General features: G+C 73.3%; 15 protein-coding genes. 9 read left to right on the top strand and 6 right to left on the bottom strand.

Annotated features, from left to right (window positions below):
* The first annotated feature begins 163 nt into the window (after window positions 1-163).
* The 4 genes from OG898_RS27940 to OG898_RS27955 all read left to right on the top strand — a co-directional run bounded on the left by OG898_RS27940 (window position 164) and on the right by OG898_RS27955 (window position 3,290).
* Entirely contained in the window at window positions 164-1,372 is a 1,209-nt protein-coding gene (locus OG898_RS27940; RefSeq protein ID WP_250739299.1) for an MFS transporter, read from the top strand.
* A 330-nt stretch (window positions 1,373-1,702) separates the two neighbouring features.
* The gene (locus OG898_RS27945; RefSeq protein WP_250739300.1) at window positions 1,703-1,849 is read left to right on the top strand and encodes a hypothetical protein; all 147 of its coding nucleotides are present in this window, start codon (window positions 1,703-1,705) and stop codon (window positions 1,847-1,849) included.
* A 95-nt stretch (window positions 1,850-1,944) separates the two neighbouring features.
* Window positions 1,945-2,700 carry a peptidoglycan-binding protein gene (locus tag OG898_RS27950; RefSeq protein WP_266959979.1) on the top strand — a complete coding sequence of 252 codons (756 nt, stop codon included), beginning with the start codon at window positions 1,945-1,947 and terminating at the stop codon, window positions 2,698-2,700.
* Between the two features lie 47 nt (window positions 2,701-2,747).
* A complete protein-coding gene (locus OG898_RS27955) occupies window positions 2,748-3,290 on the top strand; it encodes an AAA family ATPase (protein ID WP_266959981.1) in 543 nt (180 codons plus the stop codon).
* Window positions 3,291-3,315: 25 nt separating this feature from the next.
* Here the strand turns inward: OG898_RS27955 and OG898_RS27960 are convergent, their stop codons facing one another.
* Window positions 3,316-4,059 (bottom strand): SDR family NAD(P)-dependent oxidoreductase, encoded by a 744-nt coding sequence (locus OG898_RS27960; RefSeq protein WP_266959983.1) that lies wholly within the window; start codon window positions 4,057-4,059, stop codon window positions 3,316-3,318.
* A 213-nt stretch (window positions 4,060-4,272) separates the two neighbouring features.
* On the opposite strand from OG898_RS27960, the gene OG898_RS27965 reads away from it, so the two are divergent.
* From OG898_RS27965 to OG898_RS27980, 4 genes are all read left to right on the top strand, one after another.
* Entirely contained in the window at window positions 4,273-5,352 is a 1,080-nt protein-coding gene (locus OG898_RS27965; RefSeq protein ID WP_266959984.1) for an RNA ligase (ATP), read from the top strand.
* Window positions 5,353-5,573: 221 nt separating this feature from the next.
* Window positions 5,574-5,807 (top strand): hypothetical protein, encoded by a 234-nt coding sequence (locus OG898_RS27970; protein WP_266959985.1) that lies wholly within the window; start codon window positions 5,574-5,576, stop codon window positions 5,805-5,807.
* A gap of 59 nt (window positions 5,808-5,866) precedes the next feature.
* The gene (locus OG898_RS27975; RefSeq protein WP_266959987.1) at window positions 5,867-6,922 is read left to right on the top strand and encodes a LacI family DNA-binding transcriptional regulator; all 1,056 of its coding nucleotides are present in this window, start codon (window positions 5,867-5,869) and stop codon (window positions 6,920-6,922) included.
* Window positions 6,923-7,019: 97 nt separating this feature from the next.
* On the top strand, window positions 7,020-7,502 hold the full coding sequence (locus tag OG898_RS27980; RefSeq protein ID WP_250739309.1) for a hypothetical protein: 483 nt from the start codon (window positions 7,020-7,022) through the stop codon (window positions 7,500-7,502).
* Window positions 7,503-7,546: 44 nt separating this feature from the next.
* Here OG898_RS27980 and OG898_RS27985 read toward each other — a convergent pair whose 3' ends face one another.
* Together OG898_RS27985 and OG898_RS27990 are read right to left on the bottom strand one after the other, a co-directional pair.
* Window positions 7,547-8,062 carry a putative immunity protein gene (locus tag OG898_RS27985; RefSeq protein ID WP_266959989.1) on the bottom strand — a complete coding sequence of 172 codons (516 nt, stop codon included), beginning with the start codon at window positions 8,060-8,062 and terminating at the stop codon, window positions 7,547-7,549.
* Window positions 8,063-8,150: 88 nt separating this feature from the next.
* Window positions 8,151-9,524 (bottom strand): ROK family transcriptional regulator, encoded by a 1,374-nt coding sequence (locus OG898_RS27990; RefSeq protein ID WP_266959991.1) that lies wholly within the window; start codon window positions 9,522-9,524, stop codon window positions 8,151-8,153.
* 280 nt (window positions 9,525-9,804) lie between these two features.
* On the opposite strand from OG898_RS27990, the gene OG898_RS27995 reads away from it, so the two are divergent.
* Window positions 9,805-10,722, top strand: a complete 918-nt coding sequence (locus tag OG898_RS27995) for an NADP-dependent oxidoreductase (protein ID WP_250739409.1) — start codon at window positions 9,805-9,807, stop codon at window positions 10,720-10,722.
* 87 nt (window positions 10,723-10,809) lie between these two features.
* On the opposite strand, the gene OG898_RS28000 is transcribed toward OG898_RS27995, so the two are convergent.
* From OG898_RS28000 to OG898_RS28010, 3 genes are all read right to left on the bottom strand, one after another.
* Entirely contained in the window at window positions 10,810-11,883 is a 1,074-nt protein-coding gene (locus tag OG898_RS28000; RefSeq protein ID WP_266959993.1) for a DUF1996 domain-containing protein, read from the bottom strand.
* A gap of 121 nt (window positions 11,884-12,004) precedes the next feature.
* The gene (locus OG898_RS28005; RefSeq protein WP_266959995.1) at window positions 12,005-14,191 is read right to left on the bottom strand and encodes a discoidin domain-containing protein; all 2,187 of its coding nucleotides are present in this window, start codon (window positions 14,189-14,191) and stop codon (window positions 12,005-12,007) included.
* 325 nt (window positions 14,192-14,516) lie between these two features.
* Window positions 14,517-15,434, bottom strand: a 918-nt coding sequence (locus tag OG898_RS28010) for a poly(A) polymerase (RefSeq protein WP_323184893.1), incomplete at its 5' end; no start/stop codon positions are given.

A 15,434-nucleotide genomic window follows, 5' to 3' on the forward strand; every position in this document is an offset into this window, starting at 1 on the left:
CGCCCCTGGTCCGGTGCCCCCGTCGGGACCGTCGGGACCGTCGGGACCGTCGGGACCGCCCGCTGGGCCCGCCTCCGCGACGGACGAGGCGGTCGCGGTCCCGGTCGCTCACGCTCCGGACGAGGCCGCCGCCGGGTGGCGGGGATGGGGGGCCGTAGGGGCGGTGGCGCTCGGGATCTTCTGCCTCATCACCTCCGAGCTGCTGCCCGTCGGCCTGCTCACCCCCGTGGGCGCCGATCTCGGTGTGTCCGACGGCACCGCCGGGCTGATGGTCACCGTGCCCGGGCTGATCGCCGGATTCTGCGCGCCGCTGGTCACCGTGGGCGCCGGCCGGCTCGACCGGCGGTGGGTACTGGTCGTGCTGATCGCCCTGATGGCCGTCGCCAACCTGGTCGCGGCCCTCGCGCCGGGCTTCGGGGTGCTGCTGGCCGCCCGGCTGCTCGTCGGGGTCAGCGTCGGCGGGTTCTGGGCCATAGCCGGCGGCCTCGCCGTCCGCCTCGTCCCGGCCCACCACGTCGGCCGGGCCACCGCGCTCGTCTTCGGCGGAGTCCCCACGGCCTCGGTGCTCGGCGTCCCGGCCGGGACCCTGCTCGGTGAACTCGGCGGCTGGCGCTTCGCCTTCGCGGCCGTGGGCGGGCTCGGACTCCTCACCCTGGCCGCGCTGCTCCTGCTGCTCCCTCCGCTGCCGCCGACCCGGACCATCACCTTCGCCCAGCTCCCGTCCCTGCTCCGGCGCAACCGCGCGGTCCGGGCCGGGGTGGCCGTCACCTTCCTGCTGGTGACGGGGCAGTTCGCCGCGTACACGTTCGTACGGCCCATCCTGCAGGACGTGTCCGGTGTCGACGCCGCCTACGTGAGCACCCTCCTCCTCGGCTACGGGGTGGCCGGCGTGGCCGGCAACTTCCTGGCGGGGGCGCGCGACCCGTACCGCACGCTGTTCACGGTCGGGGCCTGTCTCGCCGTGATCCTGGCGCTGCTCGCCACGGTGCCGGGAGCGGTCGCGGGGACGGTGCTGTTGCTGGCCTGGGGGCTCGTGTACGGCGGGGTCTCGGTCAGTCTCCAGAGCTGGATGATCAAGGCCGCGCCGGACGATGCGGAGGCCGCCTCCTCGCTCATGGTGGCGATGTTCAACCTGGCCATCGCCGCGGGTGCGCTGGCGGGCGGTCTCGCCGTCGACGGGATCTCGGTCCCCGCGGCCCCCTGGGCCGGAGCCGCCCTCATGGCCCTGGCCGCCGTCACCGTCCGGGTCACCTCGACGTCCCGCACGGCCACGCGGGCCGTCACCGGCGGGGGCGAGGCCTCCGCGCCCGGTGCCACCGATGCCGGAGGCCTCGCCGAGGCCCGCGACGCCTCACCGGCCGACCGGCGATAGCGCGGCGTCAGGCCGGCGGCAGGTCCCGGAGGAGCCAGCGGTAGGTCCCGGAGTCTGGGCCGACGGTAGACCCTGGAGCAGGAGTTGACCGTCCGCAATCCGGACGGTCGACCTCCACCGGCCCGGCAGGGGGACCGATCCCGACGGGACGGTCCCGGTGAAGTGGTCATGCCCAGACGGGGCGGATGGGGTGGATCGGACATCCGGCTTGACCTGGGGCATCTCCTGGGGAAAGAGTGCGCCGGTCGAACACCGTCAACCGGACCGATCGCGTCCGCGCATCCGGACGTCCGGCGCCACCGCACGAGCACCACCTCGGAGATCCCTCACATGCCCATGTCCGCCCGCTCTCCTCTGGCTTCGGCAGCCGTCGGCGGTTTCGGCGCGGGCATGTCCGCGCCCCCGGCGATCGGCGGTGGCCGTGTTCCGGCCGCCGGCGCCGGGACGGTCCTGGTCGCCCGGCGGCGCAGGACCTGACCGGCCGGGTACGGGGGCCGACACCGCACCGCCGCGCCGTCCCCCGTACCCGCCGCGAGACAACCGTGTCCCCTGACCCCTATGAGAGTGGGATCGTGCCCGACGACGATCGCTTGCTCGTACGCCCCTACGTGGCCCCCTCGGGCCCGCCGCACAGCTCCTCCGCGCCCGCCTGGCCCGAGGAGTCCGGGCGGATCCTCGTACCGACGCGCTTCGGGGCGGCCGCCGAGGAGCCCGCGCCCGCGGAGCGGACCGCACCCTCGGCGGCTTCATCGGCTGCGGCGGCTTCATCGGCTCCGGCTGTCGACCGGCAGGGCAGCCGGCTCCCGCTCGTGGGACTGGCCCTCCTCGCCCTCGGGGCGGCCGGGGCCCTCGCGTTCCTCCTGCGCGGCCCCGACCGGGACCCGCCGCGCGCCGTGGTCCCGCCGAACCTGTCCGTGCCGGTCCTCCCCGCGCGCAGCCCGGGGGCGGGCGAGGAGACCGCGCCGGCCGGGGAGTCCCTGAGCCCGCCCGCGTCCGTAGCCCCGTCCGCGACGGCTCCGCCGGCCACGGGACGGCCCTCTTCCGGTCCGTCGCCGAGCACGAGCCGGGACCCGAAGCCCACCGGCCCGACGGGTACCCGCCCGACCCCCGGCGGCGGAACCCTGGGCCCGGGGGACCGCGGGGCCGAGGTGCGCGCCCTGCAGGAACGGCTCCACGCGCAGGGGTTCACGTACGTCTCCCTCACCGGCGTCTACGACGAGCAGACCCGGCGCGGCGTCACCCAGCTCCAGCAGAACAGGAGCATCAAGGGCGACCCGCTGGGCGTCTACGGTCCGGCAACCCGCGCGGCCTTCGGAATCGAAGGCTGACCACGGCGCGTTCGCGCGCTTCGAGTCCTCGGTGGCAGGGTGCGGTCATGGTCAAACAAGCAGAGGTGTTGCTCATCGGAGGGCGGGCGGGCGTCGGCAAGACGACCGTGGGGTGGGAGGTTTCGGCGCGTCTGCGTGCCGCGATGGTCGCCCACTGCGTCATCGAAGGCGATTTCATGGGGCAGGCCCATCCGGCTCCGGAGGGAGACCCCGGCCGCAGGAAGATAGCCGAGCGCAATCTGACGGCGCTCTGGTCGAACTACGCGGAGCTCGGGTACCGCCGCCTGATCTACACGCACACCGTGAGCGTTCTGGCCGAGAACGAGGGCATGTTCCAGCGGGCCATGGGGGCGGACGTCAGGATCGTGCGGGTCGTGCTCACCGCCTCCGACGCCACCGTGCGCGAGTGGCTGACCGCTCGGGAGCTGGGCTCGGAGCTGGAGCACGAGCTGGCGAGCAGCGCCCGCAAGGCGCGGGTCCTGGATGAGCGGACGCCTCCGGACACCGTGCGCGTGGCGACCGACGGACGGGCCGTGGTCGACATCGCGCGCGAAGTGGTGGACACCGCCGACTGGCTTCCCCGCGCCTAGGGTTAGCTGCTCGCCGCTCGGCCCGTCAGCGCCCGCCGGCGACGCGCAGGATCGTACCGGTCGTGTACGCGGCGTCCGCGGACAGCAGCCAGGCGATGGCCGCGGCGACCTCCACAGGCTGGCCGGCCCGCCCGAGCGGGATCTCGGCGGCCGCGAGCGCCGGGCGGTCGGGGTCGCCCATGGCGGCGTGCATGTCGGTGTCGATGATGCCGGGGGCCACGGCGTTGACCCGGATCCCGTCCGGGCCCAGCTCCTTGGAGAGGCCCAGGGTCAGGGTGTCGGTGGCGGCCTTCGTCGCGGCGTAGTGGACGTAGCGGCCGGGACTGCCCAGGGTGGCGGCCGCGGAGGAGACGTTGACGATCGCTCCGCCGCCCGACTCGGCCATGTCCCGGGCGGCCCGGCGGCAGCAGAGCAGGTACCCGAGGAGGTTCACGTCGAGCACGCGGCGCAGGTCCTCGGTCCGGATGTCGGCGAGCCGGCCCGGAGTGCCGGTCACTCCGGCGTTGTTGACCAGCCCGGTCACGGCACCGAACTCGGCTCCGGCGATGTCGAAGAGCCGCTCCACGCCGCACTCCTCGGAGGTGTCGCCGCGCACGGTCACACACCGGGCGCCGGCCGCCCGCACCCGATCGGCCGTGGCCTTGGCGGCGGCATCGTCGTGGAGGTAGCCGAGGACGAGATCGTGCCCGTCGGCGGCGAGCCGGACACACGTGGCGGCGCCGATTCCGCGACTGCCCCCGGTGACGATGGTGACCGGACGACGTGACATATGAGCCTCCTGTGTGACGCGTTACCCCGTGTCGTGCCCACACCTGGGATCGCCGCAGGCTAACACCGGGATATGTGGTGGACCAGCGGAAATGGCGTACCGCAGAGTGCTGTCGGAGCCCCTGCCGGGGCCTCGACCGGAGCGTCCGCCGGTGCTCCTGCCGGAGTTCCCGCGGCGGCTCCGTCCGATTCCGTCCTACCGAGGAGCAATGTCATGTCGACCCTGCGGGTCACCGCCGAGGAGCTCGTAGTCCATCCGCACCCGAACGCCGACGCGCTGGAACTGGCGCAAGTCGGCCTCTACCGGGCGGTCGTGGCCAAAGGTGCCTATCGGACCGGAGACTTCGCGCTGTACATCCCGGAACAGTCCGTCCTGCCGACCGAGTTGATCGAGGAACTCGGACTGACCGGCCGCCTGGCCGGCTCCACCGCCGACCGCGTCAAGGCCGTTCGGCTGCGCGGCGAACTCTCCCAGGGGCTCGTCTGCCTGCCGCGCGCCCTGGACGGCGTGGACCTCGCACGGGCGGCCGAGGAGGGCACGGACTTCGCCGGGCTGCTCGGCGTCGTCAAGTGGGTCCCGCCCGTCCCGACGACCATGAGCGGCGACGTGGAGGCAGCCCCCGAGCTGCTCCCGTGGGTGGACATCGAGAACCTCCAGCGCTACCCGGACATCTTCGAGCCCGGGGAGCCGGTCGTCCTCACGGAGAAACTGCACGGCACCGCCTGCCTGTTGACCTATCTCGCAGAGGACGGCCGCGTCCTGGTCTCGTCGAAGGGCTTCGGATCCCGGGGTCTGGCCCTCCGTGAGGACGAGCGCAACCTCTACTGGCGGGCCGTACGCGGCCACGGAGTGGCCGAGGCCGCGGCCCGGCTGGCGGAACGGCTCGGGGCGACCCGGGTCGGGATCTTCGGCGAGGTGTACGGCAAGGGTGTCCAGGACCTGGCGTACGGAACCCACGTACGAAGCACGGTCGACGCGCCGCCCGGGTACGCCGTCTTCGACGTCTCGGCAGAGATCGACGGCCAGGTGTGCTGGCTGGACCCGGCGGAGGTCCTCGAGGAGTCCGAACTCCCTCTGGTGCCCCGCCTGTTCCAAGGATCGTACGAACTCGACAAGGTCCTGGAGTGGGCGAGCGGCCGGGAGACCGTGTCCGGCCGGGCCGTCCACCTGCGCGAGGGTGTCGTCATCCGCCCGGCGACGGAACGCTACAGCGCCCTGCTCGGAGGCCGGGCCATAGCGAAGGCGGTCAGCCCGGCGTACCTGACGCGCAAGGGGGGCACGGAGTACGAGTGAGGCGGGGGTGGTCGCAGGCGGCCGGGATCGACCCCGGGCCAGTCTGGTCGGATGCCCGAATCCGCCCCGCTCGCCCGAGCGCTCGACGCCCCGACACCGCCGAACTCGAAGGCCCCGGTTCGGCGCACGAGCCGGCAGGACGGGAGCTTCTCCTCGCGCACGGCTTCACCCCGGAACGGGCCCGCTTCGCCGCTACCCACGGCGCCTGGGAGGACCCCGCGGTGAGCCTCGAGGAGCTGCTGGTCAGCACTGCCGACAAGGTGTGGAAGGGCAAGCGGGTCACCGGCCTGGAGGACCTGCTCATCGACCACCTGGTACGGGCCTCCCCGCCCGGAACCGAGCGCTGGGAGGCCTACCTCGAACTCGACTCACTGCTCGCCCGGATCGCGGACGGAGCGGACGGCCGCCTGACCTTCCAGGCGGCCCACCCGATCCACGTCCGCCGCACCGCCTGAGTCCCCGGCCCGCTCCGGGGGACGATCAGGTGCTGAGGGCGGGCGGCTACAGTGCCGACATGGACGCAGTGAGCACGGCCGCCACCGGAACCGGCACGGGTGCGGGCACCGGTACGGCCCCGACCCTGGAGGACGTGGCGCGGGCTGCCGGGGTGTCCCGGGCCACCGTGTCCCGCGTGGTGAACGGGGTCCGGAACGTGGACCCCGCCATCCAGCAGGCGGTCCAGCGGGCCGTCGCAGCGACCGGGTACGTACCGAACCGCGCGGCCCGCTCGCTGGTGACCCGGCGCTCGGGTGCGGTGGCGCTGGTGGTCTCGGGCGCGGGAGCGGACACCGGCCGGGTGTTCCAGGACCCCTTCTTCGGCCGGGTGGTGAGCGGGGTCGTACGGGCCCTGCGCCCGCGCGGAGTGCACCCGGTGCTGCTGTTCGCCGACGGGGAGGCGGACCGCGCGCAGGTGGTCGCGTACCTCACCCAGGGCGGTGCGGACGGAGCGCTGCTCGTCACCACCGACGGCCGTGACCCGCTGCCCGGGATGCTCGCGCGCGCCGGCCTGCCCGCGGTGCTCTTCGCCCGCCCGGCGCCCGGGGTTCCGCTGGACTGGGTCGACCTGCGCCACCGCGAGGGCGGCGCGCTGGCCGCGCGGCACCTCCTCGCCCGGGGCTGCCGGCGGCTGGCCGCGATCGGCGGCCCGGCGGACGTCCCGGCGAGCCGGGACCGGGTGGCGGGCTTCCGGGAGGAGCTGGCGGGAACGGCGGTACGGGTGGCCGAGGCGGACTTCACGCTGGACGGCGGCGAGCAGGCGATGCGCGCGCTCCTGGCCGAACACCCCGACCTGGACGGGGTGTTCGCGGCGAACGACCTGATGGCCCAGGGCGCCTGCCTGGTGCTGCGCGAACACGGCCGCCGGATCCCGGAGGACGTGGCGGTGGTCGGCTTCGACGACTCCGGCGCGGCGGTGGCGGCCAGGCCCCGCCTGACGACGGTCCGCCAGCCGGTGGAGGAGATGGCGGCGGACATGGTCCGCCTCCTCCTGGACCGGGTGGCCGGCACGGCCCCGGCGGACCCGGCGGCGGTGCTCTTCGACCCGGAGCTGGTGGTCCGCGACTCGGCGTGAGCGCTGCCCGTCCGCGGTCCGTCCGCGGTCCACGCACCGCAGTCGGCGGGCGGGAAATCGGGTGCGGCACGGGCGCGGACCGGGCGATCATGCCCCCATGGTCGAGCTGCCGTGGGACGAAGTGAACAGCCTCTTCGGGCAGGAGGGGAGCTGCATCATCGAGGGATGGGTCGAAGGGACCGGTCCCGAGGACTGGCAGGCAGTCCTGGACCTCGTCGCCGAGAACGGCTGGCGCTGTGAGTACTCCGTGACCGAAGGAGAACCGCTTCCGCTGCCCCCGGTAGAGGCCCTCTTCGACCGGCCCGTCGGCACCGACCGGGCGAGGCTGCGGGTCTGGCCGCACCCGGACGTGCTGGTGATCTTCTGCGCGCTCTCCGCGGCCGAGGTCGACTTCGACGTGGACATCTGCCAGCTCCAGGGACAGGAACGCGTGGACGTGCTGAGCGGGTTCCTCGGTGCGCTCGGGCGCAGGCTGCGCAGGTCGGCGGTGCTGGTTTCCGAGGGTGCCGAGGAGCGCAGCCGCCCGCTCATCGGCTTCGACGTGGGCCGCGACCGCGTGCTGTTGCGGCCCAACGGCTAGGTACTGCCCGGGACATCAGGGCCGCGCGGCCCGGAGGGGCGTGTTCAGCAGTCGAAGGCCGACCAGCAGATGTCGTTGCGGAGGCGCTGGTCGTCGAGGACGAGGGCGCGGATCGCCTCCGGTAGCTGGTCGCGCTGCCACCGGCACTCCCGCCGTCCCGCCGCCTCGGCATCGGCTTCCGGCGCTGCGGCACGTGCAGCCTTGATCGCATAGGCGGCCGCGCCGAGCTCGTGCGCGGCCACGTGGGCGACGGCTCCGGCCTGGCCCGCGGCGTACGCCGCGTGGCGGGCCGCCCCGCGCAGGTCCCTGGCCGCGCCCATCGCGTGGCCGCCCGCCGCACGTGACCGGGTCATCGTGACCTCGCCGCGCACCCACGCGCGGGCGTGCTCGATCGCCTGACGCGGCCGCGGGTCCTCGGGTCGAACCGACTCGAACAGGTCGAGGACGTGCTCCGCGCAGGACGCCGCCCACAGGGCGAGGAGGTGGTGATCCGGGTCGGTGAGCGTCCCGCCCCGGCGGATCGTCACGAAGCGGGGGTCCCGGATCTTCGGGAGGATCATGGGGCGCTCCGTTCCTCGGCCGGGTGGGTCGTCAGCGTAGCGGTGGGGAGCCGCGCCGAGCGGTCCGGCATCAGCCGCCCCGCTCCCGCTAGCCCCCGGCCGTCGTCGCGCCGCCGCGGGTCTGGAGCGAGGTCTGCCAGCCCGGAGCCTCCGCCGTGGGCTCCGGCGGTGTGCGCCGGCCGCCCGCGGCGAAGAAGGCCGCCAGCGGGAGGGTGGCCGCGCCCACCGTGACGGCGTCCGGGCCCAGCGAGCCCATGTCGATCGTGACCCGGGCGGCCGGATGGCGCAGCGAGTAGCGCATCGCGTGTTCCCGTACCGCCGGGAGGATGTGCGGGCCCAGCATCAGGCCCGCCCAGCCGCCGATCAGGATCCGCTCCGGCTGGAAGAGGTTGATCACGTCCGACAGGCCCGCGCCCAGGTACTCCGCGGTCTCGCCGAGGAGGTCCAGTGCGACCTTGTCCCCGCCGCCGGCCGCCGCCAGCAGTGCGGCCAGGGCGTCCTCCTCGTCCCCGACGCCGGCATCCCCGACGCCGGCATCCCCGACGCCGGCATCCCCGCCGACGGCGTCCCCGGCGGCCGCGTCCCCGCCGCCGCCCCGCTCGGCCCATCGCGCAAGGAGCGACTCCGCCCCGGTGTACGCCTCCAGGCACCCCAGCGCCCCGCAGCGGCAGCGCCGCCCGCGGACCTGCACCGTGAGGTGGCCCCACTCCAGGGGTGCGCCCCCGGGGGTGGGGCCGTCCGGGGAGCCGTCGGTGATGAGGCTCGCTCCGACGCCGGAGCCGAAGAGCACGACCACCGCGTCCCGGGCTCCGCGCCCCGCGCCGAACCACATCTCCGCCTGGCCGAGCGTGCGCGCCCCGTTGTCGATGATGTACGGGACCTCGGGTGGCACGGCTCCCGTCGCGCGCAGCAGCGCCTCCAGCGGGACGGCGTCCCAGCCGATGGTCTGCCCGTGGACGACGGTTCCGCCCGGCGCGTCGCGGTCGACGATGCCGGGTACGCCGATGCCGACCCCCAGGAGCCGGTCCGGCCCGACCTCGGCCCGCTCCAGGACGGTGGCGATCCCGCTCCGGATGTGGTCGACGATCGGGCCGACGTCGTAGCAGCCGCGCGGCTGCAACGGGAGCTCGGTGCGCGCCAGTTCGGTGAGGGTGAGGTCGAACAGCTCGACCCTGACCCGGGTTTCGCCGACATCGATGCCGATCATGTGCGCGCTGCCGGGCGCCACGCGCAGCAGCGTACGCGGGCGGCCGCCGTCCGAGTCGACGATGCCGGCCTCCTCCAGCAGTCCGTCCGCGACGAGTTCGCCGACCACGTTGCTGACGGATCCCGAGCTCAGCCCGGTCGCGGGCCCCAGTTCCTGCCGGCTCAGCGGGCCTCCGAAGTACAACTGCTGCAGCACGGCGCTGCGGTTGCCCGTTCGCAGGTCCCGCACCGTACGTCCACTGCGCCCCGTCGTCATGTGACTCCTTCCGCCCCTGACATCGATCGCAACATACCGTGCGGGACCCCCGGGCGCGATCCATCACCGCCACTTACTTCACGCCCTGAATTAATCGGCTCCGTCGAACCGTCGAAAGGGGCCGGGCCGCAAGCCCTCGCCACCCCCGCAGCCGCTCCGCCGCGCCGCGCCCGGCCTTCCTCCCGGGGCGGGCGCGGCTCTTCGTGGTGGGATGGGGGGCGGGGGCAGGTGAACGGCTCACGGAGAGGCGAGAGGTATGTCCGAGGACCAAGAGGGCACCATGCGGGCGATGACGTACGACACGTACGGCGGAGTGGAGGTGCTCTCCGAGACCCGTATCCCGGTACCCAAGGTCGGACCCGGCGAGGTCCTCGTCCGGGTCAGGTGCGCCTCCGTCAACCCCGTCGACTGGAAGATCATGGCGGGCGGTCTCGACGGCCTGATGGACGTCGTGTACCCCGTCGTCCCCGGCTGGGACGTGGCCGGGACGGTCGAGTACGTGGGCATCGACACCCCCGAGTTCACCACCGGCGACGAGGTCGTCGCCTACGCCCGCAAGGACTACGTCCACGGCGGCACCTTCGCCGAGTTCGTCACCGTGCCCGTACGGGCCCTCGCGCCCAAGCCCGCCTCCCTGACCTGGCAGCAGGCCGCGGGGCTGCCGCTGGCCGGCCTCACCGCGTACCAGTTGCTGACGCGCCTGGACACCGGCAAGGAGGACACCGTCCTGGTGCACGGGGCCGCGGGCGGCGTCGGCTCCCTGGGCGTGCAGATCGCCCGGGCGCTCGGGGCGCGCGTCATCGGCACCGCCTCCGCGCGCAACCACGACCGGCTGCGCGAGCTGGGCTGCGAACCCGTCGAGTACGGCGACGGCCTCGCGGAGCGGGTCCGCGCCCTCGCGCCCGACGGGGTCACCGTCGTCGCCGACTTCGTCGGGGGAGTCCTCGACACCACCCTGGCCGTACTGGCCGAAGGCGGCCGGCACGCCTCCATCGCCGACCACACCGTGCTCGGCGCCGGCGGCCAGTGGATGTGGGTACGGCCCGTCGGCGCCGACCTCGCCGAGCTGGGCCGGCTGGCCGACGCCGGGCAGCTCACCGTCACCGTCGCGGAGACCTTCCCGCTCGCGGAACTGGCGGCCGCCTTCGACCTCAGCCGGGAGGGACACACCGCCGGGAAGATCGTCCTGGAGGTCTGACCCCGGTGGGGGCCTGCGGGCGCACGACCGCGCGCCGCCCGGTTCGGGTCCGGGCGGCGCGCGGGGTGTGCGGGTGCCTACGGGCGCCTACGGGAGACGGCCGTCGGGGCCGAGCACGGTGCCGGCCTCCGGGTGGAACTGGTCGTAGCCGCGGTTGTTGCACTGCAGGCCACCCTTGATGCAGTGGTCGACCATGGCCTTCAGGGTGCGCTCGTCCCAGGCGTTGAAGAAGTCGTAGTGGAAGGAGTGGCCGGACCCGCTGGACAGCCTGACCTGGGACATGTCCCCGCTGACCGGGAAGGCCATCTTGAACTCGACCATCGGGACCGCGACCGGGTGGGAGGCGGGGCAGACGTTGTCGTTGCTGCCCGGCTTGGTGACCGGGTAGGCCATGTGCGCCTTGTGGTCCGGGACGTCGAGGTTCTTGCCGTTCCAGCAACTGGGCGACTGCATCCGGATGTTGAGCTGGGAACCGGCCGGGCAGTTGGCCGGGAACTCGGTGTTCTTGAAGCTGTCACCGCACTCCCAGCCCTCGACCCAGCCCTTGTGCGCGCGGAACTCCGCCGCGGTCTGGGTCGGGCTTCCGACGAGGAAGCGCAGTCCCTTGGGGAAGGGGCGCACGCTCGTGTAGTCGGTGACTCCGGTCTTGTAGTAGATGACCTGGGGGCCGGTGGGCAGGACCTTCTGGCTGCCGTTGAGGAGCGTCGGCATCCAGTAGCCGGACAGGTCGCCGAGCGCGGTGCAGGCCGTACTGCCGGCGCTCAGGGAGGCGGTGGTGCTGTTGCCGTCCGTGCCGGTGTTGCCCATGAAGGTGTGGTCGTGCGAGGCGCCGGGCCGGCCCGCGTACACGATCGGGTCGTCGGGCGCGGTCTTGGTGACCGAGCAGTTGGCCTGGAACTCGTGGAAGTAGCGGTCCGGCGGGTTGTTCCAGGACGGGGTCACGCCGGTGACCTGCGGAACGGCCGGGATGTAGCCGTCGCCGTCGGGGTCGTCGCCCCCGGCGGCCGCCGCCACGGCGGAGTGGTCCATGTTCATGTGGACGGCGCCGGAGTCGGGCGAGGCCTGTGCGGTGAGCGTGGTGGCGCCGAGTCCGGCGGCCGCGGTCACGGCGATGGCCGCCGAGGCCAGGAGGGCGGACAGGGTCCGCGGTCGGAGATGCATCGTTCAGCTCCTTCTGGAGGGGGGAGGGGGAGGGCGCACGGGTGGGAGAGCGCTCTCTCACTTGCCCCGGAAAACGCGGGGCGGCCGGTGGCCGCCCCGCGAACCGGGCGTCAGGGGGTGATCAGGGGAAAGAGACGACGGTGGAGGGGGTGGTCGAGGTGCCCGAGGTCGGCGCGCCCGTGTTGTTGATGACGTGCTCGTACTGGCCGTTGCCGCCGAGCGAGACCACGAGGATGTCGTGGAACTTCACGCCGGGCTTCACCGGCACCTGGAAGCCGTGGTCCTGACGGATCGTCGGGTCGACGTTGTAATAGCAGTAGCTGCCCAGGCCCCAGCCCTCGTGGGTGTTGACCGAGTCGGCGACCTTGTAGGCGGCGTATCCCTTGACCGAACCGTTCTGGATCGCGGCCTGGTTGGGGGCGTCGTACGCCTTCTCGTTCTGGAAGAAGATCGTGCGGCCGCGCTCGCCGTTCCACTCCACGTCGTACTTGTTGAAGTGCTCGACGAACAGGCCGGTGGCCAGCACGTCGTCACCGTTGACGCGGAACCCGTAGTCGGAGCGGTTGGTCTCCCAGCCCACCCCGTCGCCGTGGTCGGCGCGCCAGATCCAGGTGTGGTCGACGATCGTGTCATGGTTGTTGATCACCATGCCGACCGTGGCCTTGCCCGCGCCCGCGCCGCCGACGCGGATGAACACGTCCTGGACGGTGGTCGGGTTCGCCGCGTGGTCCGTGGTGGTGCCGGCCGGGCCGACCTCCAGCAGGGTGGGCGAGTTGACCTGGCCCGCGTCGACCAGGAAGCCGGCGAGCTTGACCCCGTCGACGTCGCCGACCTTCAGCGCCGTCACCCCGTTGTCCGGGATGATGGTGGCGAGGCCGAGGCCGAGGACGACCGTGTCCGCACGGTTGACCTGGATGGTCTGGTTGACGTGGTAGACGCCCGGGGTGAAGAGCAGGTGCAGGCCCTGGGCCAGCGCCTGGTTCATCGTCGCGGCGCTGGTGCCGGGCTTGACCACGTAGAACTGGCTCAGCGGGATCGAGGAGCCCTGCGGGGCTCCGTTGCCCCAGGAAGTGCCGCGGGCGTTGGTGCGCTTGGCGGGGACGAACACCTTGTACTCGGAACCGTCCAGGTAGAGGAACGGCTTCTCGCGGGAGACCGGGGTGGTGTCGAGGGTGGTGTAGCGCGGCTCCGGGAAGCTCTGCGCGGGTGCGCCCACGGTGCCGGAGAAGACCTGGTTCCAGACGCCGTTGGACCAGCCGCCGATGGAGCTGTCACGGGTGTACCACTGCTGCTGCGAGTAGTTGCCGACCTGGCCGTCGATCTTCGAGTCGGCGATGAAGCCGCCGGAGGACCAGCCGTAGCCGGACGGGGCGAGGTTGAGGCCGCCCTTGACGTGCATCCGGCGGAACGGCGCGGCCTGGGAGACGGCCCAGCGGTCGGTTCCGTTGACCGGGTTGAGCGCGAGGTTCTCGGCCGAACGCCAGAAGTTCTGCGTGGCGTTGCCGCCGAACCAGCCCGCGTCCACGGTCACGTCGCCGTTGATCGTGGTGTCGTCCGGGCTCAGCCCGAGGCCGGAGATCGAGGTGTAGAAGCCGATCTGGGCGTTGAGCCCGTTGTAGGTACCCGGCTTGAAGAGGAACTGGTAGCGCCCGGAGCCGAACTGCGCCGACTCCTGCTGGGCGAACACCTCGTCCAGCTTGGCCTGGATGTTCGGCGTGGACGGGTCGAAGACGATCACGTTGGGGCCGAGGTCGCCGCCGCCGGGCAGCTGCGGGCCGGTGCCCCCGGTGCCGTAGACCTGGAACTCCCAGAGGGAGTACCCGTATCCGGTGGTCCGCTGGGTGCCGTACACGCGGACGTAGCGGGCGGTGCCGGTGATGTCGTGGGTCTGCACGCCGCCCGTGCCGGTGGCCGTGGAGTAGGCCGTGGACCAGTTCGCGCCGTCCGTGGACAGCTCGACGCGGTACGCCTTCGCGGCGGCGGTCTCCCAGCGCAGGACGACCTGGCTCAGCTGGGCGGCCGCGCCGAGGTCGACCTGTATCCACTGCGGATCGGCGAACTGGCTCGACCAGCGGGTCCCGTTGTTGCCGTCCACGGCCGCGGAGGCGGGGGTGCCGGCGCCCTCGGAGGAGGAGGCGGTGGCGGGCTTGCCCTGGGAGAGCAGCGTGGGCGCGGCGGTCGCCGCGGTGCTCGGCAGGAGCGCGAGGAGGGCCGCGACCAGGGCGGCCGCGAGGGAGGCCACGGTCAGCCGGGACGGTCGCGGGACGCGGCGCGCCGGGTGGGGAGGGTGGGCGGAGAGGAGGGGCATGCGGGGCTACTCCTGACGTTGTGGATCCGGGGGGATCGAAGCGTGAGTGAACTGCCCGGCGCCGGGGCCGTCAAGGGTTTGAGCGTTCATGAACTGAAGATCCAATGACGTGTCAAACACGCATCAGGCCTGTGAACTTGGAGTTTCTTCAATCCTTGTGAAAAGTATTGACGAAAAAACTTTGCACAACTCTACTGAGGCTCTGACCGCTCCGTCCCGCCGTGCCCGCTACAGCGGGGCGGAGCTCTGGTCGGGAGTCCTCGCCGCGTTCGGAGAGTGGGCGCCCATGGTCCGCCCGGTGCCGTCCTGCGTTCGCTACTTGTCGTCAGGGAAGGTCGGGGACGGTGCCGCAGTCCGCCCAGGTCACCTCGGTGCCGGGGAGCGTCGCCGACCAGGGTGCGGCCAGGGCCGCCAGGGTGCTCGCGTCCGGAGGCGTGTGGCCGAGCCCGATCGCGAAGCGGGCCAGGGTCGGGGTCCGCTCGAAGGGCCGGGGCCAGGCGTGGGCGTCCGCGCACCCGGCCTCCGTCAGGGCGCCGAGCAGGGCGCGCAGCCGGCCGCGGGTGCGGCCCAGGTTGTCCTCGAAGTCGCGGGACCGGGAGCCCGTCACGGTGACCACGGCCCAGGCGGCGTGCCGGCGGTGCGGGGGCGTGGCGACGGCGACGGCGTCGGCGAGCCGTGCCGCGGGGCTCTCCTCCAGCGCCTCCCATGTGGCGAACAGTTCCCGCGTGAGCAACTCGGCCATTCCTGAGGTGACTTGGCCGGTGCAGCTACGGATCGGGGCGGAGGGGGTCAGCACGGTGACCGGGTCCCCGGCCGCGCAGGTGGCTGCGGACTCGGGTCCTCCGCACTCGGCTCCTGCGTACGCGGCTGCGCCCTGGGCTGTCGGCGCGGCCGGCGCGGCCTGCGGCAGGTCCAGGGACAGCGGGGTGCGCCAGTCCCAGGCGGCCCAGGTGGCGAAGAAGGTGCGGAGCAGGGGCCCGGGGGAGAGGTCGGGGGCGGAGCGGACCGTGTGGGCGGCCAGCACCGACCAGGCGAGTCCCGGCAGGCCGCCGAAGGGCGCCGAGTCCAGACCCCGGGACCGGGCCCAGGCCTTGACCTCGCGCGCCAGCCGGGCGAACACCGCGTGCTCCGGGCCCACGAAGTCCCGTACCGCCTCGGCGTCGCTCACCGCACTCAGCGCCACCGCCGCGGCCTCGCCCAGCTCCGCCCGCCGGGCGACGGCCCGCTCCGGCGGCACCGGCCC

Source organism: Streptomyces sp. NBC_00193 (assembly GCF_026342735.1).
In the GTDB taxonomy this organism is placed as follows: Bacteria; Actinomycetota; Actinomycetes; order Streptomycetales; family Streptomycetaceae; genus Streptomyces; species Streptomyces stoeckheimensis.

Coding starts and splice junctions, on each gene's coding strand:
- OG898_RS27945 (WP_250739300.1), top strand. CDS start 1,703: ATGCCCATGTCCGCCCGCTCTCCTCTGGCTTCGGCAGCCGTCGGCGGT.
- OG898_RS27955 (WP_266959981.1), top strand. CDS start 2,748: ATGGTCAAACAAGCAGAGGTGTTGCTCATCGGAGGGCGGGCGGGCGTC.
- OG898_RS27960 (WP_266959983.1), bottom strand. CDS start 4,059: ATGTCACGTCGTCCGGTCACCATCGTCACCGGGGGCAGTCGCGGAATC.
- OG898_RS27965 (WP_266959984.1), top strand. CDS start 4,273: ATGTCGACCCTGCGGGTCACCGCCGAGGAGCTCGTAGTCCATCCGCAC.
- OG898_RS27975 (WP_266959987.1), top strand. CDS start 5,867: ATGGACGCAGTGAGCACGGCCGCCACCGGAACCGGCACGGGTGCGGGC.
- OG898_RS27980 (WP_250739309.1), top strand. CDS start 7,020: ATGGTCGAGCTGCCGTGGGACGAAGTGAACAGCCTCTTCGGGCAGGAG.
- OG898_RS27985 (WP_266959989.1), bottom strand. CDS start 8,062: ATGATCCTCCCGAAGATCCGGGACCCCCGCTTCGTGACGATCCGCCGG.
- OG898_RS27990 (WP_266959991.1), bottom strand. CDS start 9,524: ATGACGACGGGGCGCAGTGGACGTACGGTGCGGGACCTGCGAACGGGC.
- OG898_RS27995 (WP_250739409.1), top strand. CDS start 9,805: ATGCGGGCGATGACGTACGACACGTACGGCGGAGTGGAGGTGCTCTCC.
- OG898_RS28000 (WP_266959993.1), bottom strand. CDS start 11,883: ATGCATCTCCGACCGCGGACCCTGTCCGCCCTCCTGGCCTCGGCGGCC.
- OG898_RS28005 (WP_266959995.1), bottom strand. CDS start 14,191: ATGCCCCTCCTCTCCGCCCACCCTCCCCACCCGGCGCGCCGCGTCCCG.